The 13,907-nt window shown below is 60.8% G+C and carries 26 protein-coding genes; all 26 read left to right on the forward strand.

Going from position 1 to position 13,907, the window contains the following annotated elements; genetic code table 11:
• Nucleotides 1-1,191 (forward strand): elongation factor Tu, encoded by a 1,191-nt coding sequence (gene tuf / locus BM338_RS19995; RefSeq protein ID WP_090448751.1) that lies wholly within the window; start codon nucleotides 1-3, stop codon nucleotides 1,189-1,191.
• A 487-nt stretch (nucleotides 1,192-1,678) separates the two neighbouring features.
• Nucleotides 1,679-1,990: a 30S ribosomal protein S10 gene (rpsJ, locus tag BM338_RS20000; RefSeq protein ID WP_014402136.1), complete on the forward strand. Its 312-nt coding sequence runs from the start codon at nucleotides 1,679-1,681 to the stop codon at nucleotides 1,988-1,990.
• 20 nt (nucleotides 1,991-2,010) lie between these two features.
• Entirely contained in the window at nucleotides 2,011-2,652 is a 642-nt protein-coding gene (gene rplC / locus BM338_RS20005; protein ID WP_090454227.1) for a 50S ribosomal protein L3, read from the forward strand.
• Nucleotides 2,653-2,662: 10 nt separating this feature from the next.
• Nucleotides 2,663-3,265: a 50S ribosomal protein L4 gene (gene rplD / locus BM338_RS20010; protein WP_090454229.1), complete on the forward strand. Its 603-nt coding sequence runs from the start codon at nucleotides 2,663-2,665 to the stop codon at nucleotides 3,263-3,265.
• Entirely contained in the window at nucleotides 3,262-3,555 is a 294-nt protein-coding gene (gene rplW / locus BM338_RS20015; protein ID WP_090454231.1) for a 50S ribosomal protein L23, read from the forward strand. Before rplD ends, rplW begins: the two co-directional genes overlap by 4 nt.
• Before the next feature lie 18 nt (nucleotides 3,556-3,573).
• Nucleotides 3,574-4,395: a 50S ribosomal protein L2 gene (rplB, locus tag BM338_RS20020; protein ID WP_090454233.1), complete on the forward strand. Its 822-nt coding sequence runs from the start codon at nucleotides 3,574-3,576 to the stop codon at nucleotides 4,393-4,395.
• Between the two features lie 12 nt (nucleotides 4,396-4,407).
• Nucleotides 4,408-4,680 carry a 30S ribosomal protein S19 gene (rpsS, locus tag BM338_RS20025; RefSeq protein ID WP_026635835.1) on the forward strand — a complete coding sequence of 91 codons (273 nt, stop codon included), beginning with the start codon at nucleotides 4,408-4,410 and terminating at the stop codon, nucleotides 4,678-4,680.
• Complete coding sequence (rplV, locus tag BM338_RS20030) at nucleotides 4,680-5,015, forward strand: 50S ribosomal protein L22 (protein WP_090454235.1); 336 nt, start codon at nucleotides 4,680-4,682, stop codon at nucleotides 5,013-5,015. The genes rpsS and rplV overlap by 1 nt, the downstream gene beginning before the upstream one ends.
• 15 nt (nucleotides 5,016-5,030) lie before the next feature.
• Complete coding sequence (gene rpsC, locus BM338_RS20035) at nucleotides 5,031-5,786, forward strand: 30S ribosomal protein S3 (RefSeq protein ID WP_090454237.1); 756 nt, start codon at nucleotides 5,031-5,033, stop codon at nucleotides 5,784-5,786.
• A gap of 11 nt (nucleotides 5,787-5,797) precedes the next feature.
• A complete protein-coding gene (gene rplP, locus BM338_RS20040) occupies nucleotides 5,798-6,211 on the forward strand; it encodes a 50S ribosomal protein L16 (RefSeq protein WP_090454240.1) in 414 nt (137 codons plus the stop codon).
• Nucleotides 6,211-6,396, forward strand: coding sequence for a 50S ribosomal protein L29 (gene rpmC, locus BM338_RS20045; protein WP_090454242.1), 186 nt, complete (start codon nucleotides 6,211-6,213; stop codon nucleotides 6,394-6,396). The genes rplP and rpmC overlap by 1 nt, the downstream gene beginning before the upstream one ends.
• A gap of 11 nt (nucleotides 6,397-6,407) precedes the next feature.
• Nucleotides 6,408-6,668, forward strand: coding sequence for a 30S ribosomal protein S17 (gene rpsQ, locus BM338_RS20050; protein ID WP_090454244.1), 261 nt, complete (start codon nucleotides 6,408-6,410; stop codon nucleotides 6,666-6,668).
• Between the two features lie 14 nt (nucleotides 6,669-6,682).
• On the forward strand, nucleotides 6,683-7,051 hold the full coding sequence (gene rplN, locus BM338_RS20055) for a 50S ribosomal protein L14 (protein WP_007513359.1): 369 nt from the start codon (nucleotides 6,683-6,685) through the stop codon (nucleotides 7,049-7,051).
• 14 nt (nucleotides 7,052-7,065) lie between these two features.
• Entirely contained in the window at nucleotides 7,066-7,377 is a 312-nt protein-coding gene (rplX, locus tag BM338_RS20060) for a 50S ribosomal protein L24 (RefSeq protein ID WP_090454246.1), read from the forward strand.
• 12 nt (nucleotides 7,378-7,389) lie between these two features.
• A complete protein-coding gene (gene rplE, locus BM338_RS20065; RefSeq protein ID WP_090454248.1) occupies nucleotides 7,390-7,929 on the forward strand; it encodes a 50S ribosomal protein L5 in 540 nt (179 codons plus the stop codon).
• 15 nt (nucleotides 7,930-7,944) lie between these two features.
• A complete protein-coding gene (gene rpsN, locus BM338_RS20070) occupies nucleotides 7,945-8,250 on the forward strand; it encodes a 30S ribosomal protein S14 (RefSeq protein WP_090454250.1) in 306 nt (101 codons plus the stop codon).
• Between the two features lie 223 nt (nucleotides 8,251-8,473).
• On the forward strand, nucleotides 8,474-8,869 hold the full coding sequence (gene rpsH / locus BM338_RS20075) for a 30S ribosomal protein S8 (RefSeq protein ID WP_090454252.1): 396 nt from the start codon (nucleotides 8,474-8,476) through the stop codon (nucleotides 8,867-8,869).
• Nucleotides 8,870-8,879: 10 nt separating this feature from the next.
• On the forward strand, nucleotides 8,880-9,407 hold the full coding sequence (gene rplF / locus BM338_RS20080) for a 50S ribosomal protein L6 (protein WP_090454254.1): 528 nt from the start codon (nucleotides 8,880-8,882) through the stop codon (nucleotides 9,405-9,407).
• 30 nt (nucleotides 9,408-9,437) lie between these two features.
• Nucleotides 9,438-9,791, forward strand: coding sequence for a 50S ribosomal protein L18 (gene rplR, locus BM338_RS20085; protein ID WP_090454256.1), 354 nt, complete (start codon nucleotides 9,438-9,440; stop codon nucleotides 9,789-9,791).
• 116 nt (nucleotides 9,792-9,907) lie between these two features.
• Nucleotides 9,908-10,417, forward strand: coding sequence for a 30S ribosomal protein S5 (rpsE, locus tag BM338_RS20090; protein ID WP_090454258.1), 510 nt, complete (start codon nucleotides 9,908-9,910; stop codon nucleotides 10,415-10,417).
• Entirely contained in the window at nucleotides 10,410-10,598 is a 189-nt protein-coding gene (gene rpmD, locus BM338_RS20095) for a 50S ribosomal protein L30 (protein WP_090454260.1), read from the forward strand. The genes rpsE and rpmD overlap by 8 nt, the downstream gene beginning before the upstream one ends.
• A gap of 5 nt (nucleotides 10,599-10,603) precedes the next feature.
• Nucleotides 10,604-11,035 carry a 50S ribosomal protein L15 gene (rplO, locus tag BM338_RS20100; RefSeq protein WP_090454262.1) on the forward strand — a complete coding sequence of 144 codons (432 nt, stop codon included), beginning with the start codon at nucleotides 10,604-10,606 and terminating at the stop codon, nucleotides 11,033-11,035.
• A 4-nt stretch (nucleotides 11,036-11,039) separates the two neighbouring features.
• Nucleotides 11,040-12,365: a preprotein translocase subunit SecY gene (gene secY / locus BM338_RS20105; RefSeq protein ID WP_090454264.1), complete on the forward strand. Its 1,326-nt coding sequence runs from the start codon at nucleotides 11,040-11,042 to the stop codon at nucleotides 12,363-12,365.
• A gap of 136 nt (nucleotides 12,366-12,501) precedes the next feature.
• Nucleotides 12,502-12,858, forward strand: coding sequence for a 30S ribosomal protein S13 (gene rpsM, locus BM338_RS20110; RefSeq protein WP_090454266.1), 357 nt, complete (start codon nucleotides 12,502-12,504; stop codon nucleotides 12,856-12,858).
• Between the two features lie 12 nt (nucleotides 12,859-12,870).
• Entirely contained in the window at nucleotides 12,871-13,257 is a 387-nt protein-coding gene (gene rpsK / locus BM338_RS20115) for a 30S ribosomal protein S11 (protein ID WP_007513384.1), read from the forward strand.
• An 11-nt stretch (nucleotides 13,258-13,268) separates the two neighbouring features.
• Nucleotides 13,269-13,895: a 30S ribosomal protein S4 gene (gene rpsD / locus BM338_RS20120; protein ID WP_090454268.1), complete on the forward strand. Its 627-nt coding sequence runs from the start codon at nucleotides 13,269-13,271 to the stop codon at nucleotides 13,893-13,895.
• The last annotated feature ends 12 nt before the right edge of the window (nucleotides 13,896-13,907 follow it).

The raw sequence follows: 13,907 nt of genomic DNA on the forward strand, positions 1-13,907 counted from the left end.
ATGGCAAAGGGTAAATTCGAGCGCACGAAGCCGCACGTCAACGTCGGCACGATCGGTCACGTGGACCACGGCAAGACGACGCTGACGGCCGCGCTGACGAAGGTGGGTGCAGAGCGTTTTGGTGGCGAGTTCAAGGCATATGACGCGATTGATGCGGCGCCGGAAGAGAAGGCCCGTGGCATCACGATCTCGACCGCGCACGTCGAATACGAATCGCCGAACCGCCACTACGCCCACGTGGACTGCCCGGGCCACGCCGACTACGTGAAGAACATGATCACGGGTGCGGCGCAGATGGACGGTGCGATCCTGGTGTGCTCGGCCGCTGACGGCCCGATGCCGCAGACCCGCGAACACATCCTGCTGTCGCGCCAGGTGGGCGTGCCGTACATCGTCGTGTTCCTGAACAAGGCCGACATGGTGGACGACGCCGAGCTGCTCGAGCTGGTTGAGATGGAAGTGCGCGAGCTGCTGTCGAAGTACGAGTTCCCGGGCGACGACACCCCGATCATCCACGGCTCGGCCCGTCTGGCGCTGGAAGGCGACCAGTCGGAGATTGGCGTGCCGGCGATCATCAAGCTGGTGGAAGCGCTGGACAGCTACATTCCGCAGCCGGAGCGTGCGATCGACAAGCCGTTCCTGATGCCGGTGGAAGACGTGTTCTCGATCTCGGGCCGCGGTACCGTGGTGACTGGTCGTATCGAGCGCGGCATCATCAAGGTCGGTGACGAAATCGAAGTGGTCGGTATCCGTCCGACCCAGAAGACCACCGTGACCGGCGTGGAAATGTTCCGCAAGCTGCTGGATCAGGGCCAGGCGGGCGACAACGCCGGTCTGCTGCTGCGCGGTCTGAAGCGTGACGACGTGGAGCGTGGCCAGGTGCTGGCCAAGCCGGGTTCGATCACCCCGCACACCGAGTTTGAAGGCGAGATCTACGTGCTGTCGAAGGACGAGGGTGGTCGTCACACGCCGTTCTTCAAGGGCTACCGTCCGCAGTTCTACTTCCGTACCACGGACGTGACGGGTGCCATCGAACTGCCTGAGGGCGTGGAGATGGTGATGCCGGGCGACAACATTAAGATCAAGGCAGTCCTGATCCACCCGATCGCGATGGACGAAGGTCTGCGCTTCGCGATCCGCGAGGGCGGTCGTACCGTCGGCGCCGGTGTGGTCTCCAAGGTCATCAAGTAAATAGCGGCCCTTCGGGGTGCGAAAGCTGGATAAAGACAAGGGCGGGAGCGCGAGCTTCCGCCCTTTGTTTTTGCCAGATCAGGATAGCGATGTCGGTCTGAGAATTTTTTCTCAAAAGACTTCCCTTTTTCTCGTCGCTAGGCTATAGTCGAAAAGTTAACCCTGTTGCTTGGCCGAGTTGCTAGGCAACCTACCGCGAAATGAGGCGCAGGACGTGCTTCGAGTTCGCTCACATGGATGGTGGCGGGATTGCATGAAAGGCGGGGCGTAAGCTCTGTTGATCTTTGCATTTACGCGTTTTATACTTTTTCGTCTGGGCAGGCCGATACCGTCGGTCTGCCCGGTCTTTTAGGGTCAGGCTCTAGTGGCGAGTTATTGCCCGGTGCTCCCTGGTCCAAGTGGTGCCAAGTAGTAGAAATGGGTTGTGCGAGGCGGTGAGAAGCCACCTCGATTCACAGTTTTGTTCTTTAGATAACAGGACACGGTTATGGCGAACCAAAAGATTCGCATTCGGCTCAAGGCGTTCGATCATCGTCTGATCGACCGTTCGGCCAGCGAAATCGTCGAGACGGCCAAGCGCACCGGCGCTACGGTTCTCGGTCCGATTCCGCTCCCGACCAAGATCGAGCGCTACACCATTCTGGTGTCGCCGCACGTCGACAAAGATGCCCGCGACCAGTACGAAACCCGTACTCACAAGCGTGTGCTCGATATCGTTGACCCCAACGACAAGACCGTGGACGCGCTCATGAAGCTTGATCTCGCCGCTGGCGTTGACGTTCAGATCAAGCTCGGTTGAGCGATAGACAGGATACGAAGATGAGTATCGGACTGGTTGGCCGCAAATGCGGCATGAGCCGACTCTTCACTGAAGATGGACGCTCGATTCCGGTGACGCTGATTGAAGCCACCCCGAATCGCGTTACCCAGTTGAAGACGGAAGATAATGATGGTTACAGCGCTGTGCAGGTCGCGGCGGGCGTCAAGCGCGCCAGCCTGCTGACCCAGCCGCTGAAGGGGCACTACGCCAAGGCGAAGGTTGAGCCGGGTCGTGGTCTGTGGGAGTTCCGCGTGTCTGCCGAAGACCTCGGCAAGTACAGCGTGGGCGCCGAGATCAAGGCTGACGACGTGTTCCAGGTGGGTCAGATTGTTGACGTCGCCGGCGTGTCGAAGGGTAAGGGCTTCCAGGGCACGATCAAGCGCCACAACTTCACGATGGGTGACGCTACCCACGGTAACTCGCTGTCGCATCGCTCACCGGGTTCTATCGGTCAGCGTCAGACTCCGGGTCGTGTGTTCCCCGGCAAGAAGATGTCCGGCCACATGGGTGCGGTGAACCGCACGCAGCAGGGTCTGGAAGTGGTCAAGGTTGACGCCGAGCGTCATCTGATCGCGGTGAAGGGCGCGGTACCGGGTGCAACCGGTGGCGACGTAGTCATCCGTCCGACGACCAAGGGTTGAGGAGAACGCCATGGAACTTAATGTCATTGGCGCCAAGCCGCTCAACGTGTCGGACGAAGTGTTCGGTGGTGAGCTCAAGCAGGCCCTAATTCACCAGGTTGTTGTTGCCTATCAGGCAGGCGGTCGTGCCGGTACCCAGTCGCAGCTTTCGCGCGGCGAGATGTCCGGTACCACCAAGAAATTCAAGAAGCAGAAGGGCGGCGGCGCTCGTCACGGCGATTACCGCGCACCGATTTTCGTCGGTGGTGGCCGTACGTTTGCTGCCAAGCCGCGCAGCTATGAGCAGAAGGTCAACCGCAAGTCGTATCGCGTTGCCATTCGCTCGATCCTTTCGGAGCTGATCCGTCAGGACCGCCTGAAGGTTGTCGAGAGCTTCGGCATCGACTCCCCGAAGACCAAGGCGATGGTCGCCAAGCTGGCTGAGCTGCAGGTGTCGGGTCGCGTGCTGCTGGTATCGGAAGATGCCAACGAGGCAACCTTCCTGGCCGCACGCAATATCCCGTACATCCACGTCGTGGACGTGCTGGCACTGAATCCGGTCAGCCTGGTCGGTTCGGACCACATCGTCATGACCGTCGATGCGGTGAAGAAGATCGAGGAGTGGCTGGCATGAGCAACGAACGCATTCTGAATACGCTGCGTGCGCCGCACATCTCGGAAAAGGCCGCGCGCCTGGCCGAGAAGAACCAGTACGTATTCGTGGTTGCCCCCGAGGCAACCAAGGCCGATGTCCGCGCAGCGGTGGAGAAGATGTTCGACGTCAAGGTCGAGCAGGTGAACCTCGTCAATGCCAAGGGCAAGGTCAAGTCCTTCCGTTTCCGCGCTGGCAGCCGCCAGGGCAAGCGCAAGGCCTATGTGCGACTTGCCGATGGTCAAACCATCGACGTGTCGGTCAAGGCCTGAGCCAGGAGTTGAATTGAGATGGCACTGATCACTCACAAGCCGACCTCCCCCGGGCGCCGCGACGCAGTAAGCGTGCATACGCCGGGTCTGCACAAGGGCGCGCCGTACGCGGCGTTGACCGAGGCAAAGACCAAGACGGGCGGTCGTAACCACTACGGTCGCATTACCGTTCGTCATCAGGGCGGCGGTCACAAACAGCGTTACCGCATCATTGACTTTAAGCGTGACAAGGAAGGCATCGCCGCCCGCGTCGAGCGCATTGAGTACGATCCGAACCGCACTGCGCATATCGCGCTGTTGTGCTACGCCGATGGCGAGCGTCGTTACATCATCGCGCCGAAGGGCGTGCAGGCTGGCGACCGCTTGGTCTCGGGTACTGATGCACCGATCAAGGCTGGCAACAGCCTGCCGTTGCGGAGCATTCCGGTCGGCTCCACCGTGCATTGCATCGAGATGAAGCCCGGCAAGGGCGCGCAGATCGCTCGCAGCGCTGGTGCCTCGGTTCAGTTGGTGGCTCGCGAATCCGGCTACGCCACGTTGCGTTTGCGCTCCGGCGAAATGCGTCGTGTGCCGATCGATTGCCGCGCCACCATCGGTGAAGTGGGCAATAGCGAACACAGTCTGAAGAAGCTCGGCAAGGCGGGCGCCAAGCGTTGGCAGGGTATTCGTCCGACCGTTCGCGGTGTGGCGATGAACCCGGTCGACCATCCGCACGGCGGTGGTGAAGGCAAGACCTCCGGCGGCCGTCATCCGGTCAGCCCATGGGGCACGCCGGCCAAGGGCTACAAGACCCGTAACAACAAGCGCACGCAGCAGTTCATCGTGCGTCGTCGCAAGTAACAGGAAGCCGTCATGCCGCGTTCTCTGAAGAAAGGTCCCTTCGTCGACCTTCACCTCGTAAAGAAGGTGGAAGCTGCGGTTTCCACTAACAACAAGCGTCCGATCAAGACCTGGTCGCGCCGCTCCATGATCCTGCCGGAAATGGTGGGATTGACCATCGCCATCCATAACGGTCGCCAGCACGTGCCGGTGCTCGTCAACGAGAACATGGTCGGGCATAAGCTCGGCGAGTTCGCGGTGACCCGCACTTTCAAGGGCCATGGCGGCGATAAGAAGGGCAAGTGATGAGCACCGAAGCCAAAGCGATCCTGCGTAGCGCCCGCATCTCGGCGCAGAAGGCACGCCTGGTGGCTGACCTGGTCCGCGGCATGCCCGTGGGCCGAGCCAGCGACGTGCTCCAGTTCACCAACAAGAAGGCCGCACACCTTGTCCGCAAGGTGCTGCTGTCGGCCGTCGCCAACGCCGAGAACAATCTTGGCGCTGACGTCGACGAGCTGAAGGTCTCGAGCATTTTCGTGGACGAAGGTCCGGCGATGAAGCGTATGTATGCCCGCGCCAAAGGCCGCGGTTCGCGCATCCTGAAGCGCACCAGCCACATCACTGTGGTCGTTGGCAACTGACTGGGGATATAGACGATGGGTCATAAAGTTCATCCCACCGGTATCCGCCTCGGCATTGCCAAGGACTGGAACTCGAAGTGGTACGCCAATAAGGGCGAGTACGCCCAGTACCTCGCGGCCGATCTGAAGGTCCGTGAGATGCTGCGCAAGAAGCTGGCCGCTGCCGGCATCTCGAAGATCCTGATCGAGCGTCCGGCCAAGACCGCGCGCGTGACGATTCACACCGCCCGTCCGGGCGTGGTGATCGGCAAGAAGGGCGAGGACATCGAGAAGCTGCGCAAGGAAGTCAGTCAGCTGATGGGCGTTCCGGCGCACATCAACGTCAGCGAGGTGCGCAAGCCCGAGCTGGACGCGCAGCTGGTTGCCGAGTCGATCGCGCAGCAGCTCGAGCGCCGCATCATGTTCCGTCGCGCTATGAAGCGCGCTGTGGGCAATGCCATGCGCCTGGGTGCCCTGGGTATCAAGATCAACGTTTCCGGTCGTCTGAACGGCGCCGAGATTGCTCGCTCCGAGTGGAGCCGCGAAGGTCGCGTGCCGTTGCACACCCTTCGTGCGGACATCGACTACGGCTTTGCCGAAGCGAAGACCACCTACGGCATCATTGGCATCAAGGTGTGGGTCTACAAGGGCGAGATTTTCGACCTGTCCCAGATCGGCCAGGAGTCGAAGGAAGAGCAGTCGTCGCAGCCGCGCCGCGAAGGTGGCGAGGGCCGTCGTGATCGTGAATCGCGTCGTGATGGCGAAGGCCGTCGCGAGCGGACGGCGAAGTAAGGAGAGTTGCCATGTTGCAACCTAAGCGAACCAAATTCCGTAAGCAGTTCAAGGGCCGTAACGACGGCCTGGCTTTCAGCTCCAACCTCGTGAGCTTCGGTGAGTACGGCCTCAAGGCCACCACTCACGGCGCGCTGACCGCCCGCCAGATCGAAGCCGCACGTCGTTGCATCACTCGTTTCGTGAAGCGCGGCGGCAAGCTGTGGATCCGCGTGTTCCCGGACAAGCCGATCACCAAGAAGCCGATCGAAGTCCGAATGGGCGCCGGTAAGGGTGGCGTCGAATTCTGGGTTGCTCCGATCCAGCCCGGCCGCATGCTCTATGAAATCGAGGGCGTCGACGAAGCAACGGCACGCGAGGCGTTCCGCCTGGCCGCCGCCAAGCTGTCGGTGCAGACCCAGTTCGTTTCCCGAGCGGTGATGTGATGGCCATGAATGATCTGACTACCAAGACGGCCGACGAGCTGAAGCAGCATCTGCTGGACCTGCGCAAGGAGCAGTTCAACCTGCGCATGCAGAAGGGCACCGGCCAGCTCAACCAGCCGCACCAGCTGCGCCGCGTTCGGCGCGACATCGCCCGCACGAAGTTCGTGCTCGGCGGCAAGAAGTAAGGACGGCGGATATGAGCGACAACCAAAAGCAGACGCGTACCCTCGAGGGCCGCGTCATCAGCAACAAGATGGACAAGACGGTTACCGTCCTGATCGAGCGCCAGGTGCAGCACGGCCTGCTGGGCAAGATCATCCGCCGGTCGACCAAGCTGCACGCGCAGAACGACGTGGGCGCCAACGAGGGTGACCTCGTGCGCATCGCGGAGTGCCGCCCGCTGTCCAAGACCAAACATCACCGCGTGGTCGAAATCGTCACGCGCGCCAACGGCTAAGGGAGGGTGCAGACATGATCCAGATGCAAAGCACGCTTTCCGCGGCGGACAACAGCGGCGCGAAGGAACTGATGTGCATCAAGGTGCTCGGCGGCTCTAAGCGTCGTTACGCCGCGATCGGTGACGTGATCAAAGTCACCGTGAAAGATGCCATTCCGCGTGGCAAGGTAAAGAAGGGCGAGGTCTATAATGCCGTGGTGGTGCGTACTGCCAAGGGCGTGCGTCGTCCCGATGGCTCGCTGATCCGTTTCGACGGCAATGCAGCGGTGCTCCTCAACAACAAGCTCGAGCCGATCGGTACCCGTATTTTCGGGCCGGTTACCCGCGAGCTGCGCAGCGAGAAGTTCATGAAGATCGTCTCTCTCGCGCCCGAAGTGCTCTGAGCGGAGTCCAGACCATGAACCATATCCGCAAGGGTGATCAGGTCCTCGTGATCACCGGCAAAAACAAGGGTCAGCGCGGCGACGTGCTGCGCGTTGATGGCGATCGCGTGTTCGTCTCCAACGTGAACCTGATCAAGCGTCACACCAAGCCGAATCCTCAGGCCAACCAGGCCGGCGGCATCGTCGAGCGTGAGGCTTCGATTCATATCTCTAATGTGCAGCTGTTCAACCCCGCCAAGAACAAGGGTGAACGCGTGGGCTTCAAGACGCTCGAAGATGGGCGCAAGGTCCGCGTGTTCCGTTCTGGCGAGGTCGTGGACGCGTAAGGAACACAAGTCATGACGCGCCTTGAATCATTTTATAAAGAGCAGGTCATCAAAAAGCTCACCGAGCGTTTTGGTTACCAGAACGTGATGCAGGTTCCCCGCATCACCAAGATCACGCTGAACATGGGCGTGGGCGAAGCTGCGGGCAATAAGAAAGTGCTCGAGAACGCCGTGGCCGATATGGCCAAGATCTCCGGCCAGAAGCCGATCCAGACCAAGGCGCGCGTGTCCGTTGCCTCGTTCAAGATCCGCGACGGCTGGCCGATCGGCTGCAAGGTCACCTTGCGCCGTGCTCAGATGTGGGAATTCCTCGATCGCCTGATCAACATCTCGCTGCCGCGTACGCGCGACTTCCGTGGTGTATCGGGTCGTGCCTTCGATGGCCGTGGTAACTACAACTTCGGCATCAAAGAACAGATCATCTTCCCTGAAATCGACTTCGACGCGATCGACGCGATGCGTGGCATGGACATCTCCATCACCACCACCGCCAAGACCGACGAAGAAGCTAAGGCGCTGCTGGAAGCTTTCAGCTTCCCGTTCCGCAACTGATACGCGAGAGAATCCATGGCTAAGACCTCAATGGTTAACCGCGATATCAAGCGGACCAAGCTCGTCAAGAAGTACGCCGCCAAGCGCGCCGAACTGAAGGCTATCGTGCTGAGCCCCAAGGCCTCCTACGAGGAGAAGATGGAAGCTCAGACCAAGCTGCAGAAGCTGCCGCGTGATGCGAGCCCGAGCCGTCAGCGTACGCGCTGCGCGCTGACCGGTCGTCCGCGCGCCGTGTACCAGAAGTTCGGTCTCGGTCGCAACAAGTTGCGCGAAGCCACCATGCGTGGTGACGTGCCGGGTCTGCGTAAGGCCAGCTGGTAAGACCAAGTACAAGGCAGCCGCTGGGTCGTGACCCGGCGGCTTGTCCGTCCCGGGGGCAGGGGAACCTGCTGCCGCCGATGCGAAACACGCATCGATATTCGCAAAGCTGGAAAAAGCTGCTATAGTCGGCGGTCTGCGCAAAGCAGGTCGGTGGTTATGCCGGCTCACAATCTAATTGATTTCCGGTTTTATCGGATATCGGTGCACTCTGAAGGATGTTTTCATGAGCATGACTGATCCCATCGCCGATCTGTTTACGCGCATCCGCAATGCCCAGCTCACGGGCAAGCAGGCCGTAAGCATGCCGTCGTCGAAGCTGAAGGTGGCGATTGCCGATCTTCTCAAGAACGAGGGCTACATCCTCGACGCCAAGACCTCCACCCAGGAGGGCAAGCCGGTGCTCGAGATTAAGCTCAAGTATTTCGAAGGCCGTCCGGCCATCGAAAGCATTTCCCGCGTCAGCCGCTCCGGTCTCCGCGTCTATCGCGGCAAGGACGAGCTGCCGAAGGTCCTCGGTGGCCTGGGTATCTCGATCATTTCGACTTCCGCCGGTCTGCTGACCGACGCGCAGGCCCGCAAGCAGGGTCTGGGCGGCGAAGTCATCGGCCAAGTGGCATAAGGAGTCGACGATGTCCCGTGTTGCCAAGAAACCGATTTCTCTGCCGAAGGGCGTGGAGCTCAAGGTTGATGCCAACGGCATTACCGTGAAGGGCGCCAAGGGCACCCTGTCGACCCATGCGCTTCCGGGCGCTTCTGTGGTCGTCGACAACGGCGTAGCTACAGTCCAGGTGGCTGAGGGCGCTGACGACAAGTTCGGCGGTACGCTGCGCGCGCTGCTGGCCAATATGGTCAAGGGTGTTTCCGACGGTTATGAGCGCAAGCTGGAGCTGGTCGGCGTGGGTTACCGCGCATCCATGTCCGGCAAGGCGCTGAACCTGAGCCTCGGCTTCTCCCACCCGGTGGTCTTCAACGCACCGGAAGGCATCAGCCTCGAGACTCCCACGCAGACCGAGATCCTGGTGAAGGGTTCGGACAAGCAGTTGGTGGGTGAGGTTGCCGCCAAGATCCGTGGCTACCGTCCGCCGGAACCCTATAAGGGCAAGGGCGTGCGTTATTCCGGCGAGAAGATCACGTTGAAGGAAGCCAAGAAGGCCTAATCGGCCTATCCGCTTCCTGGAGAGAACACGATGAACAAGAACGAATCACGTCTACGCCGCGCCAAATCCACTCGCGCCCACATTCGCAAGCTGGCAGTAGCCCGTTTGTCCGTGCACCGCACGGGTCAGCATCTGTATGCGCAGGTGTTCGACGCTTCGGGTACGAATGTGGTGGCTGCGGCTTCCACCGTGCAAAAGTCGATCGCCGAAGGTCTGAAGAGCACAAAGAACCTCGAGGCGGCTGCGGCTGTCGGCAAGGCTGTCGCCGAGCGCGCCAAGGCGGCGGGTATTGAGTCGGTTGCATTCGACCGTTCCGGTTTCCGTTACCACGGTCGCATCAAGGCTTTGGCCGATGCGGCTCGCGAAGCTGGCCTGAAGTTCTAAGGCTTTGGAATCAAGTGCCGGCATGGCCGGTATTTGATTCACTATGTAGTACCTACAACTCCAAGCGGCTCAGCCGCAAGCAAAGTCCCGGATAGTCCGGGCATACGGAAAAGAACATGTCTTCTAACGATCGCGAAAATTCAGACGGCCTGCTCGAAAAGCTGATCGCCGTCAACCGCGTGGCCAAGACCGTCAAGGGTGGCCGTCAGATGAGCTTCACCGCGCTGACCGTGGTTGGCGACGGCGAGGGCCGTGTAGGTTTTGGTTATGGCAAGGCGCGTGAAGTGCCGGTTGCCATCTCCAAGGCGATGGAGCGCGCCCGCCGTCAGATGGTAAGTATCGATCTGAATAACGGCACGCTGTGGTACGCCATCAAGGCTAACCATGGCGCAGCTCGCGTGTTCATGCAGCCCGCTTCCGAGGGTACTGGCGTGATTGCCGGCGGTGCCATGCGTGCCGTGCTCGAAGTGGTTGGTGTCAAGAACGTGCTGGCCAAGGCTGTGGGTTCGCGTAACCCGATCAATCTGGTTCGCGCCACCATCAAGGGCCTTCAGGCCGTCGCCTCGCCGAAGCAGATCGCTGCCAAGCGCGGCAAGACCGTGGATGAGGTGCTGGGCAATGGCTAATAACGAGAAGACCGTCCGCGTCCGCCTGGTCAAGGGCCTGCGCGGCGTGCAGAGCCGTCATCGCCTGAGCGTGAAGGCGCTCGGCCTGAGCAAGCTTAACGACGTCCGTGAATTGAAGGACAGCCCGCAGGTGCGTGGCTTGATCAACACGGTCTATTACCTCGTGCGGGTTGAGGAGTAAGCATCATGCGTCTTAACGACATCAAGCCGGCCGCCGGCTCGCGCAAGACGCGTCTTCGCGTCGGTCGCGGTATCGGTTCGGGCCTGGGCAAGACCGCTGGCCGCGGTCACAAGGGTCAGCACGCTCGCGCGGGCGGTACTCATAAGTACGGTTTTGAGGGCGGCCAGATGCCGCTGCAGCGTCGTCTGCCGAAGGTCGGCTTTCGCTCGCTGAAGAAGGCCGAGAGCCAGGAAGTGTTCTTGTATCAGCTGGCCAGCCTGAAGGCGGACGTGATCGATGCGATCGTGCTGCATCAGGCAGGTCTGATCGATAGTCGCGCCAAGAAGGTCAAGGTCGTCGCCAAGGGCGAGATCGGCCGTGCGGTGAAGCTGTCGGGCCTGCTGGCCACGGCCGGCGCCAAGGCAGCTATCGAAGCTGCCGGCGGCAGCGTGGAGTAATCACGTGGCGTCAGCCCAGGGCTCATCGCTTGGATCGCTCGGCAAGCTGACGGAATTGCGTCAGCGCATCTTCTTTGTGATTGGTGCGTTGATCGTTTTCCGTCTCGGTTCCTTCATTCCAGTTCCGGGCGTCAACCCGGAAGCGATGACCAGCCTGATCGAGCAGGGTGGTGGCTTGATGAACATGTTCAACATGTTCTCGGGTGGCTCGCTGGCTCGTTTCTCGGTGTTCGCGCTTGGTGTGGTGCCTTACATCTCCGCCTCGATCGTGGTGCAGATGATGGGGTCGGTCATTCCGAGCCTGCAGGCATTGCGCAAGGAAGGTGAGGCGGGTCGTCGCAAGATGACCACCTATACCCGCTTCGGTACGGTGGGGCTGGCAGCATTTCAGGCGTTCGGTATCGCGGTGGCGCTGCAAAAGCAGGTGGCTGCGGGTGGCGCGCCGGTGGTCTATACGCCAGGCATGGGTTTCGTCATGGCATCGATCGTCGGCCTCACTGCCGGCACGATGTTCCTGATGTGGTTGGGCGAGCAGATCACCGAGCGTGGTATCGGTAACGGTATTTCGCTGCTGATCTTCGCGGGTATCGTGGCCGGTTTGCCGGGTGCGGTGGCTCACACGCTGACCATGGCAAGCAATGGCGAGCTCAGCGTGATCAAGATGATCATGGTGGTGGGCTTGATCCTGGCGGTGACGGCGTTCGTGGTCTTCATGGAGCGCGCTCAGCGGCGCATTACCGTGAACTACGCGCGACGCTCCGGCGGGCAGCGGGCCTATATGAACCAGACCTCGCATCTGCCGCTGAAGATCAACATGTCGGGCGTAATCCCTCCGATCTTCGCCTCGAGTCTGCTGATGTTCCCGGCAACGGCGGCGACCTGGTTCAGCGCTGGCAACCAGTCGCGCTGGCTGCAGGAGTTGACTCAGGCGTTGACACCGGGCGAGCCGCTGTACGACATCGTTTTTGCAGTGCTGGTGATCACCTTCGCCTTCTTCTACACGGCGATCGTGTTCAACTCGCAGGAAACTGCGGACAACCTCAAGCGGTCGGGTGCCCTGATTCCGGGTATTCGTCCGGGCCGTTCGACGGCTGACTACATCGACAGTGTGATGACCCGTTTGACCGGTGTCGGCGCTCTGTACCTGGTGCTGGTCTGTCTGGTGCCGTCGTTTATGCAAAAAGCTTGGCATGTACCGTTCTACTTCGGCGGCACCTCTCTGCTGATCGTTGTGGTCGTGGTGATGGACTTCACTGCTCAGGTGCAAGCGCACTTGGTCAGTCACCAATATGAAAGTCTGCTCAAGAAGGCCAATCTCCGCCGCAACTGATGGCTGCTGGGGCGCTGGAGATGGGTCTTTAGATCGGGGAGCGGCGGCACAAGGTGCCGCAGGGCTTTCCTGTTGGGATAATTCAGGTTAAAATTGCGCGTTTACCGCGCACGAAACGCATCGGAGAAAGTACATCATGGCGCGCATCGCGGGTGTCAATTTGCCGGTCCAGAAGCATGTCTGGGTTGGCCTGCAAAGCATTTTCGGTATCGGTCGCAGCCGGGCCAAGAAGGTCTGTGCGGACGCTGGCGTGGTTCCCACCACCCAGATCAAGTCCCTCAGTGAAGGCGAGGTGGAGAAGCTCCGCCACGAGATCGGTAAGTACGTCGTCGAAGGCGACCTGCGCCGTGAAGTCGGTATCGCCATCAAGCGTCTGATGGATCTGGGTTGCTACCGCGGTCTGCGCCACCGCCGTGGCCTGCCGGTGCGCGGCCAGCGCACGCGTACCAACGCACGTACCCGCAAGGGTCCCCGTCGCGCGATCAAGAAGTAACGGATTCCACTTATGGCTAAGCCGGTTAAGACCAAGAAGAAGATCAAGCGCGTTGTCACGGATGCCGTGGCCCACGTGCAGGCCTCCTTCAACAATACCATCGTCACCATCACCGACCGTCAGGGCAACGCTCTGTCGTGGGCAACTGCAGGCGGCGCGGGTTTCCGCGGCTCGCGCAAGTCCACGCCGTTCGCTGCACAGGTTGCCGCCGAAAAGGCTGGCCGTGCCGCTGGCGACTACGGCGTGAAGACCGTGGAAGTGCGCATCAAGGGCCCGGGTCCGGGTCGTGAGTCCGCCGTGCGTTCGCTGAACGCGCTGGGCTACAAGGTGCTCAACATCATCGATGTCACGCCGATCCCGCATAACGGCTGCCGTCCCCCCAAGAAGCGTCGAGTCTAAGGAGCATACCCATGGCCCGTTATCGTGGAGCTACCTGCAAACTCGCCCGTCGTGAGGGTGCAGATCTCAGCCTGAAGAGTCCGGCTCGCGCCATCGACTCCAAGTGCAAGCTGGAAAACAAGCCCGGCCAGCATGGCGCCAACAAGCGCATGCGCATGTCCGATTACGCCAACCAGCTGCGTGAAAAGCAGAAGGTGAAGCGCATCTACGGTGTGCTCGAGCGTCAGTTCAGCAACTACTACGCCAAGGCGTCGACCCTCAAGGGCAACACCGGCGAGAACCTGCTGCGTCTGCTTGAAAGCCGTCTGGACAATGTCGTCTATCGCATGGGTTTTGCGGTCACCCGCGCCCAGGCCCGTCAGCTGGTCAGCCACAAGGCTGTACTGGTCAATGGCAAGAAAGTGAACATCCCGTCGTACCAGGTTCGCCCGGGCGATGCGATCGCCCTGACCGAGCGCGCCCGCACCCAGCTGCGCGTGCAGGAAGCGGCGACCGTGTTCGACACCATGGACCTTCGCCCGCAGTGGGTGGAAGTCGATGCCAAGAAGTTCGAGGGTACGTTCAAGTCGGTGCCGGATCGCGGTGATCTGCCGTCCGATATCAATGAGAGCCTGATCGTCGAGCTTTACTCGAAGTAATCTACCGGAGCC

The organism is Dyella sp. OK004 (genome assembly GCF_900114495.1).
Lineage (GTDB): Bacteria > Pseudomonadota > Gammaproteobacteria > Xanthomonadales > Rhodanobacteraceae > Dyella_D.

What these genes read in the sequence shown, in the direction of transcription:
- tuf (WP_090448751.1), top strand. Translation starts at nt 1, where the DNA reads ATGGCAAAGGGTAAATTCGAGCGCACGAAGCCGCACGTCAACGTCGGC.
- rpsJ (WP_014402136.1), top strand. Translation starts at nt 1,679, where the DNA reads ATGGCGAACCAAAAGATTCGCATTCGGCTCAAGGCGTTCGATCATCGT.
- rplC (WP_090454227.1), top strand. Translation starts at nt 2,011, where the DNA reads ATGAGTATCGGACTGGTTGGCCGCAAATGCGGCATGAGCCGACTCTTC.
- rplD (WP_090454229.1), top strand. Translation starts at nt 2,663, where the DNA reads ATGGAACTTAATGTCATTGGCGCCAAGCCGCTCAACGTGTCGGACGAA.
- rplW (WP_090454231.1), top strand. Translation starts at nt 3,262, where the DNA reads ATGAGCAACGAACGCATTCTGAATACGCTGCGTGCGCCGCACATCTCG.
- rplB (WP_090454233.1), top strand. Translation starts at nt 3,574, where the DNA reads ATGGCACTGATCACTCACAAGCCGACCTCCCCCGGGCGCCGCGACGCA.
- rpsS (WP_026635835.1), top strand. Translation starts at nt 4,408, where the DNA reads ATGCCGCGTTCTCTGAAGAAAGGTCCCTTCGTCGACCTTCACCTCGTA.
- rplV (WP_090454235.1), top strand. Translation starts at nt 4,680, where the DNA reads ATGAGCACCGAAGCCAAAGCGATCCTGCGTAGCGCCCGCATCTCGGCG.
- rpsC (WP_090454237.1), top strand. Translation starts at nt 5,031, where the DNA reads ATGGGTCATAAAGTTCATCCCACCGGTATCCGCCTCGGCATTGCCAAG.
- rplP (WP_090454240.1), top strand. Translation starts at nt 5,798, where the DNA reads ATGTTGCAACCTAAGCGAACCAAATTCCGTAAGCAGTTCAAGGGCCGT.
- rpmC (WP_090454242.1), top strand. Translation starts at nt 6,211, where the DNA reads ATGGCCATGAATGATCTGACTACCAAGACGGCCGACGAGCTGAAGCAG.
- rpsQ (WP_090454244.1), top strand. Translation starts at nt 6,408, where the DNA reads ATGAGCGACAACCAAAAGCAGACGCGTACCCTCGAGGGCCGCGTCATC.
- rplN (WP_007513359.1), top strand. Translation starts at nt 6,683, where the DNA reads ATGATCCAGATGCAAAGCACGCTTTCCGCGGCGGACAACAGCGGCGCG.
- rplX (WP_090454246.1), top strand. Translation starts at nt 7,066, where the DNA reads ATGAACCATATCCGCAAGGGTGATCAGGTCCTCGTGATCACCGGCAAA.
- rplE (WP_090454248.1), top strand. Translation starts at nt 7,390, where the DNA reads ATGACGCGCCTTGAATCATTTTATAAAGAGCAGGTCATCAAAAAGCTC.
- rpsN (WP_090454250.1), top strand. Translation starts at nt 7,945, where the DNA reads ATGGCTAAGACCTCAATGGTTAACCGCGATATCAAGCGGACCAAGCTC.
- rpsH (WP_090454252.1), top strand. Translation starts at nt 8,474, where the DNA reads ATGAGCATGACTGATCCCATCGCCGATCTGTTTACGCGCATCCGCAAT.
- rplF (WP_090454254.1), top strand. Translation starts at nt 8,880, where the DNA reads ATGTCCCGTGTTGCCAAGAAACCGATTTCTCTGCCGAAGGGCGTGGAG.
- rplR (WP_090454256.1), top strand. Translation starts at nt 9,438, where the DNA reads ATGAACAAGAACGAATCACGTCTACGCCGCGCCAAATCCACTCGCGCC.
- rpsE (WP_090454258.1), top strand. Translation starts at nt 9,908, where the DNA reads ATGTCTTCTAACGATCGCGAAAATTCAGACGGCCTGCTCGAAAAGCTG.
- rpmD (WP_090454260.1), top strand. Translation starts at nt 10,410, where the DNA reads ATGGCTAATAACGAGAAGACCGTCCGCGTCCGCCTGGTCAAGGGCCTG.
- rplO (WP_090454262.1), top strand. Translation starts at nt 10,604, where the DNA reads ATGCGTCTTAACGACATCAAGCCGGCCGCCGGCTCGCGCAAGACGCGT.
- rpsM (WP_090454266.1), top strand. Translation starts at nt 12,502, where the DNA reads ATGGCGCGCATCGCGGGTGTCAATTTGCCGGTCCAGAAGCATGTCTGG.
- rpsK (WP_007513384.1), top strand. Translation starts at nt 12,871, where the DNA reads ATGGCTAAGCCGGTTAAGACCAAGAAGAAGATCAAGCGCGTTGTCACG.
- rpsD (WP_090454268.1), top strand. Translation starts at nt 13,269, where the DNA reads ATGGCCCGTTATCGTGGAGCTACCTGCAAACTCGCCCGTCGTGAGGGT.